The organism is Oscillibacter sp. (assembly GCF_040505565.1).
In the GTDB taxonomy this organism is placed as follows: Bacteria; Bacillota; Clostridia; order Oscillospirales; family Oscillospiraceae; genus Oscillibacter.
Map to the genome: position 1 here is coordinate 60,966 of NZ_JBEUWZ010000024.1, position 16,515 is coordinate 77,480.

The 16,515-nt window shown below is 50.4% G+C and carries 12 protein-coding genes; 7 read left to right on the forward strand and 5 right to left on the reverse strand.

Annotated elements, in window-relative coordinates:
• Positions 1-125 precede the first annotated feature (125 nt).
• The 7 genes from ABWQ15_RS12305 (at position 126) to ABWQ15_RS12335 (ending at position 7,075) form a co-directional block, all read left to right on the forward strand.
• On the forward strand, positions 126-368 hold the full coding sequence (locus tag ABWQ15_RS12305) for a hypothetical protein (RefSeq protein ID WP_353909073.1): 243 nt from the start codon (positions 126-128) through the stop codon (positions 366-368).
• 57 nt (positions 369-425) lie between these two features.
• Positions 426-836 (forward strand): DUF4320 family protein, encoded by a 411-nt coding sequence (locus ABWQ15_RS12310; RefSeq protein ID WP_353909074.1) that lies wholly within the window; start codon positions 426-428, stop codon positions 834-836.
• Complete coding sequence (locus ABWQ15_RS12315; RefSeq protein WP_353909075.1) at positions 833-1,339, forward strand: hypothetical protein; 507 nt, start codon at positions 833-835, stop codon at positions 1,337-1,339. Before ABWQ15_RS12310 ends, ABWQ15_RS12315 begins: the two co-directional genes overlap by 4 nt.
• Positions 1,323-1,904 carry a hypothetical protein gene (locus ABWQ15_RS12320; protein WP_353909076.1) on the forward strand — a complete coding sequence of 194 codons (582 nt, stop codon included), beginning with the start codon at positions 1,323-1,325 and terminating at the stop codon, positions 1,902-1,904. Before ABWQ15_RS12315 ends, ABWQ15_RS12320 begins: the two co-directional genes overlap by 17 nt.
• Entirely contained in the window at positions 1,894-5,304 is a 3,411-nt protein-coding gene (locus ABWQ15_RS12325; protein WP_353909077.1) for an InlB B-repeat-containing protein, read from the forward strand. Before ABWQ15_RS12320 ends, ABWQ15_RS12325 begins: the two co-directional genes overlap by 11 nt.
• A gap of 121 nt (positions 5,305-5,425) precedes the next feature.
• Positions 5,426-5,866, forward strand: coding sequence for a hypothetical protein (locus ABWQ15_RS12330; protein WP_353909078.1), 441 nt, complete (start codon positions 5,426-5,428; stop codon positions 5,864-5,866).
• A gap of 222 nt (positions 5,867-6,088) precedes the next feature.
• The gene (locus ABWQ15_RS12335; protein ID WP_353909079.1) at positions 6,089-7,075 is read left to right on the forward strand and encodes a hypothetical protein; all 987 of its coding nucleotides are present in this window, start codon (positions 6,089-6,091) and stop codon (positions 7,073-7,075) included.
• 32 nt (positions 7,076-7,107) lie between these two features.
• Here the strand turns inward: ABWQ15_RS12335 and ABWQ15_RS12340 are convergent, their stop codons facing one another.
• From ABWQ15_RS12340 to ABWQ15_RS12360, 5 genes are all read right to left on the reverse strand, one after another.
• The gene (locus ABWQ15_RS12340) at positions 7,108-7,350 is read right to left on the reverse strand and encodes a hypothetical protein (RefSeq protein WP_353909080.1); all 243 of its coding nucleotides are present in this window, start codon (positions 7,348-7,350) and stop codon (positions 7,108-7,110) included.
• Positions 7,351-7,356: 6 nt separating this feature from the next.
• Entirely contained in the window at positions 7,357-8,604 is a 1,248-nt protein-coding gene (gene dinB, locus ABWQ15_RS12345) for a DNA polymerase IV (protein ID WP_353909081.1), read from the reverse strand.
• A 308-nt stretch (positions 8,605-8,912) separates the two neighbouring features.
• A complete protein-coding gene (locus ABWQ15_RS12350) occupies positions 8,913-10,220 on the reverse strand; it encodes an IS30 family transposase (protein ID WP_353909082.1) in 1,308 nt (435 codons plus the stop codon).
• Between the two features lie 249 nt (positions 10,221-10,469).
• A complete protein-coding gene (locus ABWQ15_RS12355; protein ID WP_353909083.1) occupies positions 10,470-16,235 on the reverse strand; it encodes an S-layer homology domain-containing protein in 5,766 nt (1,921 codons plus the stop codon).
• A 16-nt stretch (positions 16,236-16,251) separates the two neighbouring features.
• Positions 16,252-16,515, reverse strand: a complete 264-nt coding sequence (locus ABWQ15_RS12360; protein ID WP_353909084.1) for a hypothetical protein — start codon at positions 16,513-16,515, stop codon at positions 16,252-16,254.

Below are 16,515 nucleotides of genomic sequence, written 5' to 3' on the forward strand. Positions count from 1 at the left end.
AGCCCAAGAAAGGAAAGGTCAGCCAGTTGCTCCTCTTATTGTAGCTTAGGCATGAGACGGAAAAAAGCCCGGCTGGCTGCCGGACTTCCAACCAAATTTATTGTAATAGAAAGGGATAAAAAATTATGAAAACTATTAAAAACAACCTGAACGCTGCTATGGTCAAGGCTTACATCCGTGCACAGCTCCGCACCGCTCGCCTGAAGGATACCCTGAAGGACGAGTCGGGCCAGTTTGTGATGGATCACGCTGTAGTGTTTGTCATCATTCTTGTGCTGGGCGCTGCGGCTCTGCTCTTGCTGAAAAACTTCCTGAACGATGATCTGGCGCCCACGCTGAAGACCAAGATCATGGCGTATTTTAACTGAGATTTCATCATAGGGCGCGGGCCTGACCACCCGCGCCCTAGAAAGGGAGGCTATGATTTGCTTCAGAAATTAAAAGAGCGCCGGGGAGAAATGCTGTTGACCGGGGCATTTAAATTATTGCTGGGCTGCGCCGCAATTGCTCTTGTAATCTCTGTGGGAGCAGTGCTGTTTCAGTCCAACAAACTGGCAGCGATGGCCGGGGACGTGGCCCGGCACATTGAGATCGTGGGGCAGGTGGATTCCTCTGCTGATCAAGCGTTTCAGCGTCTGAAAACCACCAGCAATCTGGATTCTGCCAGTCTCTCCATTGACGCCAATTATTCAGCTGGAGGAACCCGCATTCAATTTGGAGATCCGTTCACTGTGACGGTCTCCTATACAGGCAAAATTGGCATTGGAGGTTTCCTCTCGTTGCCAATCCCGCTACATTCCAGCGTCGTGGGAAGGAGTGAGCAATACTGGAAATGACAGAGAAATTAAAAGAGCAGTGCGGCGAGTTTGTTCTCAGCACGGCGGTTAAGCTCCTGGTTGGAGCCATGCTCCTCAGTGCAGGAGTAGAGGTATTCCATGTTTACCACACGCTGGGCATCGTGCGAGAAAAGACCAATGAGGCTGTGCTGGCCGTAGCTGCGGTGAATGTACCAGAGTTTTACGGCGGGGCGCGGGAGGGGGACGGTTTCGCCCGGCATCCGGAGGACGGGTCCTTTGCCTTCAACATTACCACGGATGACGTGGTGGATGCGCTGGTGCAGTCTCTCAATGCCACCGACTTGTCTGAAGACAACACCATCACCGTAGGCAAGTCTTTTTCTGTTGCTTCGCTCCAGACGCAATATGTTAATTCTGCCGGTGGAGATCTGAATTTTCAGACAACTCTCACGGCCACCGTTCCGCTAGAGTTGGGCGGTATTCTTTTCCCTGCCGTAACAAAAAACATGGAGGTGAAGACAAGCTATGCTCCAAAATTTTAAGCGATGGTACTATCAGTTTGTCACAGACCCAGCCCTGGCCTTAATGCTGCCGTTTTGGCCGGTATATGTCCTGGGACTGATACGGCAAATTCCTGCACTTTGGTGTCCTGCGCTGATGATTATTTTCGGACTGGCTCTCTGGCAGAAATATTGTCGTGCCGATATTGGACGGAACTTTCAAGCGCTGCCGGCACTGCCTGGTGGATACCACACGATCGGGCAGAGAGCGCCGAAAGCAACCAATCAGGAAATCTGCCTGGAACTGCGGCTATCGCTCATTAAGGATAGCCGTGATGCTTTCGCAGGTATTCCTGCAGGTAAGTATCAGGCGCTTACGCATGAGACTGTATTAAGGCGGTTGGAAAGCAGTGAGCGGATCTCTGTTGAATCGGTTAGACTTGTTTATAAGGGAACACTTCAACCAATTCTGAATGCACAGTCAAAACGCCGCTGCCGGCACTGCAAAGCACGATGCAGCGCGTGGAGCGCCCCGGCCAGGCAGTTTTATCTGGTGCGGTTTCACGTAACCTCGAAAACAAAGAAAGGGGATTCAAATGAAAACTAAAGTTCCCAAAACAATCAGAAATAAACCAAGCGGTTATAATTGGATAGAAAAGAGTCTGAAAAGCCTGCTCATGACAATTGTACTTCTGATACCGCTTTTTTTAATTCCAGCACATGCCGCTTCAACTCAATATTACTCTGTTACTTATAGGGTATACGGAAACTGCTCCATGCACAATCAACAATATTCATCCGGTAGTACCTCAATTCTTGCAAATATTGGAAGTTCTGACGCAACGATTGTTGCAGCCACTAGAAATTATGTCGAACTGCAAGGCAATAGCACGATACCGAGCGGCCAGACTTATAGTGGTCGAGCAGACGTTTCAAAGCGAACCTCAACAGAGTATAATATTGATCTCTATTACTGTGGTTCACAAGTGAGTGTGTATTTACAATATAAGACTCTTCGTGATAATGGAGTTTATGAAAACTATGGCTCGTTATCAGCTTCTCCTATAGTAACATTCTCAAATGTTGATGCTACAAGTAATGGGTTTTTTTCCGGCGGATATTATTACAATACTGCCCTTTCATGTACGCCAAACACCTTTAACGGCGGTGGAGACATAATTTATTATCGCAATGATGCGAATAGCGAATTATCGTGGGGTGTAAACAATGGCAGCTGGGGATACGCACAAATTTGTATGATACCTGCATATGACCCCAAAGTTACGCTTTCATATCAGTACAATGGTAAAATTCCATCGGGTGTCTCTGCTCCCGGTTCATCGACCGTGATAGTAGGGAGTAGGGTAATAGCTGCAAGTATACCAACTGTACCGGGCTATACATTTAGCGGCTGGACAACCACATCATCAGGTGTTTACTTGTCAGGTGGTTCTTTTACTGTTCCATCCAATAACGTCACGTTTACTGGAACATGGACGGCAAACATCGACACTCCTTATGCTGTAGAACTTTATAAGCAAAATCTTACTGACAATAGCTATACAAAACAGTCTGCCGATTCTATCTCAGGCAAAGGTACAACGGATACACAAATTCGCGCTACGCTGGATATGTTAGCGCTCAGTACAAAATATCCGCATTGCCACCTGGCAGACGCATCTAAATCGGATACAACGGTCATAGGCGGAAATGGAACATCCATCCTCAAACTTTATTATGACCTCGATACAGCTAACGTCACCTATGCATACTCTGGCAACGTCCCATCAAAAGCCCCGGCAGTGCCGGCATCGGCTGCACAGAAGTATGGTACAACCCTGGCCGTGGCCGGAACTCCTACGTTGCCCGGATACGATTTTAGCGGTTGGGCCTCTGGAGATGCCGATATAACCTCTGGCACGTTTACTATGTCAGGTCAGGACGTGACAATATCCGGTAGCTGGACCCCTCGCACTGATACGCCCTATGTCATCGAATATTACCAGCAAAACGTAGACGATGACAATTATACGTTGGCCGACACGGAGCATTGCATCGGCACCACCGATACCATGGCCATTGTGCCGGAAAAGATCTATTCTGGCTTTACCATGACCCCGGAATCCATGGCTGCTTTCACCACCACCAACATCGACGGCGAGGGAACGACGCTTCTGAAGCTCTACTATGATCGTAACGTCAACACTGTCACATACGCCTATTCAGGAGTGACGGATGTAGAGCCCCCAGTACTGCCGGTAGTGGCCAGTTACCGTTACGGCCAGACGGTCACCGTTGACGCGGGCAGTCCTACTCTGCAGGGCTATGAATTTGGCAGCTGGCAAACCTCCAACACGGAAATTTCCGAGGGGCATTTTATCATGCCAGACGGCCCGGTGACCCTCACAGGCGAGTGGATTGCCCGAACCGACACTCCCTATGTCATCGAATATTACCAGCAAAATATCCAGGATGACGCCTATACACTGGCCTATACATTTAACGGTGAAGGTACGACCGGTACAAGCGTCCCGCACAAGGAATTTACCGGCTATACTGAGGTGCCGGACAGCGTAACTGCAGAGGGTAGCTTCAAAATAAAGAGCGATGGAACAGGAATCCTGAAGCTCTATTTTGACCGTGCAATCTGCACCGTGACTTATGCCTATGCCGGCGATACGGACGCAACGCCCCCGGCGCTGCCAGAGACGGCCAACTATCGCTATGGGCAAACGGTGAGTGTGGATGCAAGCGTTCCTGTACTTCCGGGCTATGACTTCTCCGGTTGGAAGTCTGCGAATGTGGAGGTCACCGATGGGCAGTTCTCCATGCCGGATAAGCCGGTCACCTTCACCGGCACATGGAAAGCCCGGTCGGACGTCCCCTACACCGTGGAGTTTTACCAACAGCACATAGAAGACGACGGCTATACTCTAGAGGATAGCTTCAACGGAGAAGGAACTGCGGGGGGGACCATTCCGCTCAAGGAGTTTGAAGGTTTCTTGTTGACGCCAGATAGCGTGACGGCCGCAGGCAATTTCAAGATCAGGAGCGATGGAACGGCCAACCTGAAGCTCTACTATGACAGGGAGCGTTTCACCGTGACGTATGCATACGCGGGGCGCTCTGCCGGAGATACTGTGCCGGAAGATGCACCAGAGCTACCGGCGACCGCAAGCTACCGCTACGGGCAGACAGTGACACTTCCGGCACAGCCGCAGAGCAAGAGTACACTGCGCTTTTTGGGCTGGGCGCTGGATGGAACGCTAACTAACGCACTCGATTTTGCACTGAAGAAGGATGTGGCGATTGCCGGTTACTGGTATACGCCTACGTACAGTGACGGAGGAGGTGATAACGATAAGGCGGCATACTCCGCCGTTCTCATCCCCGACAGCGCAGTTACAGACATTGTTCTCCGGGGAGATTCGAGCAACCGCGTGACGTTCCTTGAAGCGCCGGAAAAGGAAGGCTGTACCTTTGCAGGCTGGGCCACGGAGTCAGGAGGTGATGCTGCCTACCACGCCGGTGATACAATTACGCTGACGCGCAACTGTATCTTCTATGCGGTGTATTACCGGCAGATTGCGCCGTACATCGTTGGATTTACGGATAACACCTTCCGCCCCTGCTCCAATTTAACTTTGAAACAAGGGGCGTTGATGCTGAATCGGCTGGGAGTCTCCTCGCAGATCACCAGTCCAAATCTCTATTTCACGCGGCGCGTTTTTCTCTCTCTGATATGTACGGCCACCGGCGCTGATATTCGGAGCCAAGATCCTATGGCGCTGTCCGTTGAAAGGGGATGGATAGTAGGTTTTACAGACGGTACACTACGCCCGGATGACTATATCACCCGCGCGCAGGCCGCTACCATCCTGGATCGGGTGTTCCGACAAGGAGATGCACAAGTTAAAGACGGGAGATCCTTTGCAGATATCCCGCAAACACACTGGGCAAATGATGCTATTTCAAGGGCATCCGCAACAAGCACCATTCAAGTTTAATAAACCAAAAAGGGAACCGGAATATCCGGCTCCCTTTTTTACAAAACTCACATGTTGAAAGAATTGCAAAAATGTGGGCCACAATTGTGGCAGATGCCTGTTATTGCAAAGGGGGACGGAAATGGCTGGAAAGTTTCGTAATCAGGTTATGCGGCTATCCCTGCAGGAGCGTACAAATAAGAAAATTTTGCGGCTCCATGACGAGAAAGTACGGCTGGAAAGCCTGACTGATGAAGCACTCATGTTTTATTATCTTGAGCTTAAATCCTCGTATGAATATAAAAAGAATGTTTTTTCTTTTCTCTTAGTTACTATTTTAGTTGCTGGAATCTCAGGTGTGTGGCGGTTACTTGCTGACTTTGCTAGAAAAGCACTGGCGCTCGACCTCTCCCGTGGAATTTGCGCGAAAGCGGATTTAAGCACTATTCTTACAGCGTTTTGCCTTTTCTGCGTTTGTATTAGCGCAACCATATTTGCAATGATTATTTGGTATCTTAAATCAATGCGTACAACACATGAGATGCTATTGATGGTTGAAAAAATAAAAGAGAAACAAAAATAGGAAAATTGCGATACTTAGGGCAATCAATTGTGTTGCTTTTATGGAATCGGAGGTCTTGGATTAAGGCAAGAATAGAGCACAAAAAAATTTGCATTAATAATTACTTGTTTTATGAACACAGGAACCGAGCAAAACACCCGGTTCCTGTGCTATTTTCTGTAAAAAAACGCGTGCAGCCTGTGCAAGAGGCTGCACGCAAAGAGAAGGAAGGAAGAAAAGAACATGAACACAAAACATTCACTTTTCCGGAATCCAAGCTGCCTCCTGTACAATAAGGCGCTCTCTTACAGCGCCCGCTGGGTGGGGGCCGCCCTGTACAGCCGCCGCAACCGCCTTGGCCAATGCACCATCAGCCTCGACGCTCTGGCCGCACTGGCCAACTGCTCCATTCCAACAGCCCGCAAAGCAACAGAAGAGCTGAAGCGCGCCGGCTGCATTGATTTCTGCCGCAGCTACCAGTACCAGGAGAAGATTGGGCGCGTGGGCTACGGGAAGACAACCTACGCCTGCCTGCTGCCGGTGACGGAGAACTACACCCTGATCCCGCGTGAGATATTCCAGTGGAAGCTGTCCCACGGCGCGTTCTGCGTATGTCTGTGCCTGCTCCAGCAGGCCGGCAACGGCAAGAAAGCGTTTCCATCCATTCGCAGTATCGCAAAGCTGCTTGAGATGGGCTGCTCCACCGTATGCAGAGCGCTGGGGGCGATCCGTAAGCTGCATGGCGTCATTGTCCTGCGCTGCAAAAACCGCAATCGCACGTTCAACCGTAACTCCTATTATCTCAGAGTAGAATACAAGGGGGCAGTTCAGACATCTGTAGCGGATTCCGTGCCGCACAAGGGGGATTCCTGTTCTTTCTTCTTTTCTAATTCTACTTCCGTACATAGCCAAGTGCAATCTATTTTGGATCATGGGTGTGTTCCCATTTTTTACAGACAACTTAGGGACTTAGATAACGATAGATCTTACAAGAGAAGAAAAAACTCTAGGGCGGCTAAATCCGAAACGACCCAGCGCATGATTATACGCTGTATGCATGGAAAGCCTTTTCCTTCGAAAAATTCCGCTGTTTTTCAGCAAAGAGAAAGTCGGAGTGGTGAGAGGGAGGACCCGCCGCAGCGGGGGGGAGAGCGGCGAGGTGACTTTCTCCGTGAGCCGGCCCAGCAGGCCGGCGCTCTCTGGCTCGCCGCTCTCCCTTCCCATTTGTAAACAAGAGCGTATGAATACCAACAATACTAGCTTTAAGCCTTTTCCTCCACGAACCATCGTCCCTTCTCAAACCAGAGGTAGCGCTTCTGTCCCTGAATCCGACAGGTATAGCGATCTCCAACACCTCCGACACTCTCACAAGCCGCCCGTCGAATGTCCAGAACACGATCCACCGGGTACTTGTGGCTCTCGTCAAACTCAATTATCAGGGGACGGAGCTTGCCTTCGGCCTCAAACCGGACAATTACCGGGACATACTTTTTCTTTCGTTCCATCCCGCATCACCCCGCAAAAAAGCCCACGGGATGTACCGTATGGTCATCCTTGGGGTTGATTCTTCCTAGTAGCGGATCTGTGTAGAGCACCGCACGCTGCAGGCTCATATAGCCGTACCGATTCCGCACATCATCCACCGTCGCGTCAATGCGCTCCCATTTTTGCCGCCGCTGATCGTCCTGATAAAGCGACATCTGTACGCACTCATACGCCTCTACAAGTCCGCTCCCCCGGACGCCGATGCTGCGAACAGGCTTCTCCCAGCGATAGTTCGCAAGGAACAGGGCAAAGGCCGTGTCGGCCAGCTCTGTGCTAGAGCAACTAGGAGTCGTCAGTTTGCGTTGCCGGATAAAAGATCTCAGCTCTGTATCACGCACATAAAGCTCTACCACCGTGCAGCGAGACGCCAGCTCTCGCATCCTGGCACAGACGCTCTCCGAGAGCAGGAGCAGCATGAGGCGCACATCGTCGTTATTAACCAGATCCCGAGGCGTGGTAGCGCTGTTCCCTACCGACTTGATGGTTGGAATATGCTCCGTATTCTGCACTGGGGAAACGTCCTGCCCATTTGCGAAGGTGTGCAGCACCACGCCCATCTTCCCCAGCCTGTGCAGCAGGAAATCAACGGGCGCTTCGGCCAGTGCTCCGATAGTCGTAATACCGCCACGGCGCAGCTTCTCTTTTGTAGCTGGCCCCACATAGAGAAGATCCTCCACTGGCAGCGGGTAAACGATCTTTTTATAATTGTCCTTTTCAATCCGGGTGATGGCGTCCGGCTTTTTATAGTCGCTGCCCAACTTGGCAGTGATCTTATTGTCCGCTACACCGATGCTGGCCGTGATCCCCAGCTCAAACTTAATTCGGTTGCTGATCTCCTGGGCGATGTGCATGGCGTCGCCTGCAATCGCCGCGCTACCGGTTACGTCCAGCCATGCTTCATCTAGGCCAAACGGTTCGATCTGATCGGTGTAATCCGAATAGATCTCCCGCGCCATTTTGCTGAAGCGGATATACTCCGCCATATCCGGTGGCAGCACCACCAGCTCCGGGCATTTCTGGCGAGCCTGCCAGATCGCCATGCCGGTTTTGACGCCGCGCGGCTTTGCCAGATAGTTTGCGGTCAGCACAATTCCGTGCCGGTCTTCCTGACTGCCGCAGACTGCCAGCGGCCGGTTTCGCAGCTCCGGATGCCGCTGCATTTCCACGGACGCATAAAAGCAGTTTTGATCCACATGCAAAATACTGCGTGCCACGCCATCACCCCCTTTTATATTATAGAACATTAGTTCTATAATGCAAGTGGGAGTTATTGCTAAGCTGAATTGAAAAGTTAAGTTCCATTTTGGAATTGCAACTTCCACTTTGTAATCGTAAGTTCCGTTTTTTCAAGAATAACTCTAAATAGAGTGAATTTCATGCTAATTTGGATGCGTATTTTCACCTTCTATTCAAAAAGAGCACAACTTATCGAGAGGTCGAAGTTTTCTTTCATTTTTTGCAAAGGCAACTTCCACCCCATTCGTTTGGCTCATATACGTTGGAAATAGCGGTAGGACGCTGGTTATTTTTTCAGCAGTTTAGGGGTCAAATTAATATCATCAGCAAGAATCAATTTGGCGTTGAGTTTTGCTAAGATATCGTCACCGTAAAGAAAGCTGAGTAACTGGTATGCGGACCGGTTACCCAGCTTTTTTCTCGCATAAGAATTGATATGGTTTACCATGAGGTCTATATCAGGCTGATGCAGGTCATCAAAAGGTGCGCCTTTCGGTAGAATTCTTCGGATGAATTCATGTGTAACCTCAATACCACCCTTCTGGCCTGCCATCTGCGGATCGCAATAAAATACTCTGCTTCGGATTTCGCCCCATTCTGTGCATTCTATTGCGGATGGATTTGTAAACTCGCTTCCACGGTCTGTTAGGATAATCGGAAACAATTCGCAGTAGAGCTCATGTCCAAGTCTCTCATAAAGGCCGTCAATAATGTCCGCCACAGAACGTGCCGTGTTGGCGTCTCGCAAGAAAGCAAGTATTACACTACAATTGCGGAAAAATATCGTCAGCAGTACTTTCCCGCAGTTTCGCTTTCCCTCCACACTGTCCATTTCTACAATAGGCAGATCCGGATTTTCCTTTACATACCGCTGAAAGTCCTGATAGGTTCTTCCTTTGTAGCATCCTTTATCCAGTTTAATCAGCGTTTTCTTCTGCCTCCTGCGGTAGCGGACTTTTCGCGGAAGGTCAATGTTTCCAACTGAAAGTAAGCTGGCATCGATGTAATTGTAAATTGTCTTCTCGTTAAGCATAATCTCATCTGCATGCGTGGAACAGATATGGTGGATGGACTGGCCTTGCTTGATCAGCGGAGAAATAACAGCATCGATTCGCTGCAATTTTTCCGGCGCTGTCGCGATCCCTTGTCGGCTCTCGCTGCGGACGGCTTCATACTCCTGTTGGGCAAAATCCGCATAATAATATTGTTTTTGAAGCTGGCAACGGGTAATCCTCTTACAGCCATTACACACATATGGAGGAAGGCCAAGTTTCGGACAGCGTTCTTCTTCATAACTGGAGCATGTGCTGTTGCATTCACCGCATCGTGCGCAGAAAAGATCCCTGGTATAGGGGTGATGACAAGGCTTGCATACACTTTGCACTTTTTTACAAACATTACGCTTTTTACAGGCATTGAATGGATAGCTCTTTCCGCCAACATTTCGGACTTTGATATGGCCAACCACTTCCTTTGAGATCGTTGTTGGATCACGGTTCAGCATTCTTCCTATTTCTTTGAACGATTTTTGCTTGTTGAGGCACTGTTCAATAACGTGCCTTTCGTCAATAGTCAGATGTTTATATTTAGCCATGAGAACACCTTGATATTAGATTCCGCTATTTTCACCGTTTTGTGTATTCTAACTTTATTGCAAAACTTGTTCAATAAAGGAAGACTTTTTTCGTATGCGGGGCAAAGGGATACCCGAACCTTTCGGGCGGTCTGGTTAAGAACCAGACCGAAAAGAGGGTTCCGACGATATCGTCGGAACCCTCTTTTTACTTCAAAGGTGTTTTTAAGGATCTAAACTTTCAAAGTCCGGATTTTTGTCTGTCACCGCTTATTTTGCCAAGTTCTGGCTAAAGCGCTGGAGAATCGTTGCTACCTGCGCACGGGTGGCGTCGCCAAAAGGCATCACCTGATTGTGACTACCCTGCACAAGTTCGGCATTCACTGCCCACGCCAGCGCGGACTGCGCGTATGTGGAAATGCTGCCGTAGTCGGAGAATTCCCGGATAGCCATACCGCCTTGGGTGGTATCGTACCCCTTGTGCTGTGCGTAGCGGTACAGGATAGCCGCCATCTGCTGGCGGGTGATGGTTCCCGTGGGGTTGGAGCCGTCGGAAATGCCGTTTTCCACAGCCCACGCCTTGGCTTCCGCCATGTTGGCGGGCGTTTTGCCGTCCATACGCGCCAGCACCATCCAGATCATCTGGCGGTTCGCCGTCGCATTGGGGCTGAATGCCGTAGCAGAGGTACCGTCAAATAGGCCGTTATTATAGGCATAGGCCACGCTGCCGTAGCACCATGCGCTCTCAGCCACATCCGCAAACGGGAAATTCACAATTAAATACTGTGATAGATGCTCGGTGGTAAAGGTCACCTTGCCATTTGAGTAGCTGGCAGTCTTTGGCTCGATGCTACCGTTGTCATTGATAAACCAAACGGTAATGCTGTCCGAGTTCTCACCGGATTTCAGCGTGTAGGGAACGGAAACGGTAATCTTACCGTCGCCAAACGTGCTGACCTTGCTGCTGCCTGCGTAGACGTTGACATCCACCACGGTAGCAAAACCAGCTTGACTGCCAAGCGTAGCCTTTTGGCTGTCGGTGAGCTTGCTGTTATTGACAGTCTCTACGGAGAACTTCACGTCGCCCTTGTCTTCGACAAACGCCAGTGCAGGCTTGTCAAGCGCAACCGTGCCAGTGGGCAGGGCAACCGCGAGTCCTTCAGAACCTTCTGCTCTCTGTACGGCGGAAACCACCTTTGAGGGAATGGTCGCAGCGTTCACCTTTAGGCCGGAGACGTCTACCGTGATGGTGCCGGTGTCCTTAGATGCGGAGGCAATCGTAGAAAGCTGGCTGTTGGCGGCAGAAATTGTCGCCGTGCTGCCGGAAACGGAAGCGGACACGTTTGCAGTGCCGGTATTGCTGGAAATCGGAACTGACACGCCGTTGGCAGTGGTGCTGCTGGAGGATGACCCGCTTCCGGAGTTAGAGACAGTCTTTGCAGGGATGATCACGGAGATTTCCGCCGTATCTGCCGTCGTGCTGTCACTTGTTTTTGTAACCGTCAGCACGACCTTAACCGTCGTTTCTGCACTGGGTGGGGTAATGGTTCCGCTAATTGCCAACACAGTTGCATCGGGGGATACATGCTTGATTACCACCGTAAAACCTGGGGGAACTGTGGGGAGCGTCATGCTTGTCGTATCTTTTGTGGGAGCGTTGATTGTGGTTATTAGTGTCGCAATTTGCGCTGCTGTGAAATCAGACGAAACCCATGTTTTTGCCTCCGAATCAGAAGCCGAGTGGAACGCCGAAGCCGTCGCCGCATAAGCCGCTTCAAAGGTATGCGCCGTGCCGATGCCAAGACCCGCAAACACGTTGGAGGTCTGCCACGTGCCGTTGTCTACACGGTATACAAAGGTGCCGCTTTCGGTCACTGTCACCGTCGCGGCGACTGTAAATCCGGCAGAAAGAGTTCCGCTCACGTTTGATATGGTCGGTGCTGTAGTTGATCTCGCGGGAACGGCTATCGCCGTCGCCGTGCTTTCTGGCGTGCCATTCACAACAGCCTTCTGCCGTATATATATGTATGAGTCAACATAATTGCTGATGTTATCACCGGTTACGATTGTTAAACCGTCAAACGTCGAAGCAGTATTCATTTCATAGGCAGTTCCAAAGGAAATTGTTTCGTTCGCATAGTTGATGATCGCATCCGATGCGTCAGGCGCTGCCGGTCTCGTGTAAATTGTTGCTACGGAACTGTTTTCCGATGCAGACTGCCCCCCGGTCTCCTTAATGCGGGCATAGAAAGTGTAAGATGTCGCGGTCGACAACTCGCCGAAAGTCGGGCTATCCTGCCAAATAATTCCATCCTTGCTGTATTCTGCGTTGGCAATGGAATTAAGTGTAATGCTATCGGTTCCGACCGTTGCCGCTGTCGGCGCGCTAGGTGCGGCAGGCACAGAAGCCTCGACCACTGCTTCAGTCGCCGCACTTTTCAGCGTGACATCGTAGTTTGTTGCGGTTGCGGTCACGGTGATCGTCGCTCCGATGTCATCCGCAGACAGAGTATACGTGCTGCCTGTTCCAATATTGCTTGTGATACCGCCAACTGTTCTCTCCCATTGGTAGGAAAATATTGCGTCTGACTGTGCGCCGATAACGTTCGCCGTCAGCATTTGTCCGCATTTTGCAGTACCGGCAATGGTTACAGTGCCTTCAATGGAGCCGGTAAAAGCTGATGACGTAAGCACCGTGCCTGCAGAATGATCACCAGATTCTTTGACACGCACCTGCACAGTACCGGAAATATTACCCACAGAAATTGTGATTGTCGAGTCTATAAGCGTTGCATTTGAAGCTGACAAAGCTATCCAAGTCGTGCCGTTAGCGGTGTATTCGTATAATGGCAACATTCCATATCCACTGACCACGGTAAAACTAAATGTGTTTGTTTCACCGTCGGTTACTATGCCATTTGTCGGCGCAGCAACGGAAGAAGTAGATTTGTTCACCACTAGCGTAACAGTTGTTGTTGATGGCGCATAATTATTGTCTATGGGCGTAAATGTCACGGAGTATGCTGTCGTATTGCTGTCGGATACGGATGGTTTCGTCGCTCCGTCCGTCCAAGCAAAGCTGCCCGCTACACTGCCACTCCCTCCTGAAAGGATGGACTCCGAAAGCATTTGTCCATACGTGATTGCAGAAGCGGCAGGCGTAGAGGTAATAGAAGACATGGCCTTGTTGACCGTCAGTTTTACGGGAACGTTGATCGCATTATAATGCTCCGTATCTGTCGGCGTGAATGTAACGGAATACTCCGTCGTATCGCTGTCTGATACGGAAGGCTCTGTTGTTTCTGTCGCCCATGCAAAGTTGCCCTCTACATCAGATGTTCCGCCGGAAAGTATGGAGTCCGCAAGCGTCTGCCCATAGGTAATTGCCGAAGCAGCAGGTGCAGCGGTACAATTGGGGTCCTTTTTTCCCACCGTAATGGTGACAGAAATATTGGTAATGATATTGTAATTGGTCGTGTCATCCGGCGTATACTTGACAGTGAAGTTATGGTCTCCTAATTCTCCTACGTCGGTGGTTTCTGAGCCTTCCCATGAAAAGCCCTCCGGTAGCACCACGTCTTCCAGCGTATCGCCCCAGGCTGCCATAAGTCCGGTGGGTGCGGTGTAATCCGGATCACCTTTCGCCGTTGCGGCAGAGTTGCTTGAGCTGATGTTTCCCGTGCAGTTTTCCGCAGCAACTGTTACATTAATAACCTTGCCCAAGTCAGCCGCAACGAGACTATAGGTACTGCCTGTTGCTCCGGAAATGTTGGAACCGTCCCTCGTCCATTGGTAGGAGATTGTTCCAAGACTGCAACTTGGATCAGCGGTCATTCCGCTCGTGTTCACATTGAGGTTCTGACCACACTTGAACGTCCCGGTGATGGAAACAGATCCGCCCAGAGTTGCTTTTTCCGTCGTTACGGAAAGCGCTGGACTTGATGAGGAAACTTTCAAAGTATCAGTCCCCGCCATTCTTGCGTAAAAGCTGTAGGCTGTGTTAGGTTCAAGATCAGTAAAGGTCGTGCCGCTCTGCCAGGTATATGTGTCAGTACTATATTCCGCGCCCGTGATAGCGTTAAGCGTGATGGTAGTTTCCGTTTTGGATGCCATTGTCGGGGCCGAAGGTGCAACCTGTAGGGCCTTTACAGTTAAAGTCTTCTCGCCGAAAAGGCCTGAACCGTCTTGCGCCGTTGCACGAACTGTGACAGTGCCTGAGCCGGTGAGTGTTACTAAACCGGTTGTTGAAACAGATGCGATACCGGAACCCGAGGATATGCTCCAAGTAATATCCTGCTTAGCCTCGGTTGGAGACACGGTTGCAGACATTTGCGTGGTATCACCTATCGCAACGTTAGTTTCTGAGGCGTTTACTATTATGCCGGTTACGATATTTTGTAGAACTGGAAGCACAAGCTCGCCGAAAACGCCAGAACCGTCCTGCGCCGTAGCCCGGATCGTTGCTTTTCCATTTCCCCATGATGGATCAACAACACCGCTTGTTCTCAGCATGTTCCCAGCATCTACACTGCCTTCACCGGCTTGTGTCGACATGGTTACCGTCCATGTGACGTTTTGATTTGTGGTATTTGAAGGCTGAAAGCTATAGTGCAGCTGGAGGCTGCCGTTCTTTCCGATACAGGTTGCCCCGTTTTCTCCTGTAACCGTAATGCCTGTTGCCAAAACGTTTCCTGCTGTAAGCGTAACCGTATAGGGAGCAGATTCAGCCGCGCCGTCATAGGCTGTAAACCGAAGCGTGGTGGTTCCCGCAGTTTTAGGTGTAAAAGAATAATTTTCGTCTGCCGGAACCGCAGTACTGCTTCCGTTGGTGTATACCCTGTAGGTAAGTGTATTGCCGTCTATATCCGTGAAAATATCCGATAGTTTGAGGGTATAAGCGCTATTCACGGATACCGAAACACTATCCGTTGACGATACGCCGGATATGAGCGTCGGGGCCGTGTTCGCCGAACCCGTCACCGTGAGGCTGATGCTTATCGGCGTACTTGCATAGTCGGAGTAGTCGCCAGAGCATATCTCTTCGTTATATATGAGCAGAGTATAAGAACCCGCCATTATGTCCGCAGAAATCGGTATTGATAAGGTTCCGCTGGCATCCGCGCTCAGCTTAGCATAATATTTGACCAAGCTATCCGAATTACTCACGAGAACGCAGGAAACATATTTGCCAGTTCCTGTCTGCGCGCCGCTGAAATTTAGGCTGATGGAGCTGCCCTGCGCCTTGGTCAGACTTGCCGGAGCACTGGCAATGTTAAGGCTCAGGTTTGAGTCGAGTATGGTAAACTTGACTTCACTGCTGAGAGCAACCGAATTCATCGTGCCCACTGTCGTATCTTTGGCGCCCGATATTGGAGAGGTGTACAGCACTTTTGAAAGATTGAGTGAGGTCCCTGGGCGAACACAGTTTAACGTTGTATTGGGGGGGCCAAAGTTGTTTACAACACCGGCAGATACCGTACGGGCGGTGTTGTATTGAGACATTGTGCGCAGCACCCATGCTCCATCAGCAAGCTCACGCACACTCGAAGAGACAGTTGATGCCTCTGTCACGCCCAGTGCCCAAATTTTTTGATTGGTCGGCTGCGTGCCGGAGACCTCATCCAATGTCAGTCCGACCATGAGTGCCTGTTCGCGGGAGTCATAAGAATTCGGCAGGTTGTTGATAAATGACTGCAGTGTGCTGCCGGAATAGGAAGTGGAATTGGAATCTGGGTTATTGGGGTCTTTCCAAAACGCGGAAGACCCCATCGACCCCTTTGCAAGCAGCGTTACATATTCACTGCCCTTGTCGATACCTGTTCCGTTGAAACCCACCACATACCATCGCTGGCCGCCAAAGCCGATCTGCGTTGTGCTGGACGCAAGCGTACTTCCAGAACCAACTCCGATGGATGAGGTTGTCATCCCGTAGGGAAGTGTTGCTGCTCTTGCGGTTATCGACAATCCCGGCAGCAGGCTGGCGATAAGTGCCAGCGTCAAAGAAAGAGAGATGATTTTTTCTTTTGTTTTTCGCATTGCAGTTTTCTCCTTTTTATGATTCTAAAAACTCACTGAAGTCCAGAATAAATTCGGCAATGGTGAGGGAATTCTCGTTTTCGCTCTGCGGGTCGTCCCGCGTGTGCAGAAGGGCCATCAGGCTTTCAAGCGACTGCGGCCGCAGAACCAGCGCCCGCAGGATTTTGGCCTGCCGCGCGTCTTGGGCAAAGCGGACGCATCCGTTCAGCACAAGGCCGGTTTGATAGCCCTGTTCAATTAGCGTCACGTCAGGTTTCAGAATCAGCATGGTTTTATCCAT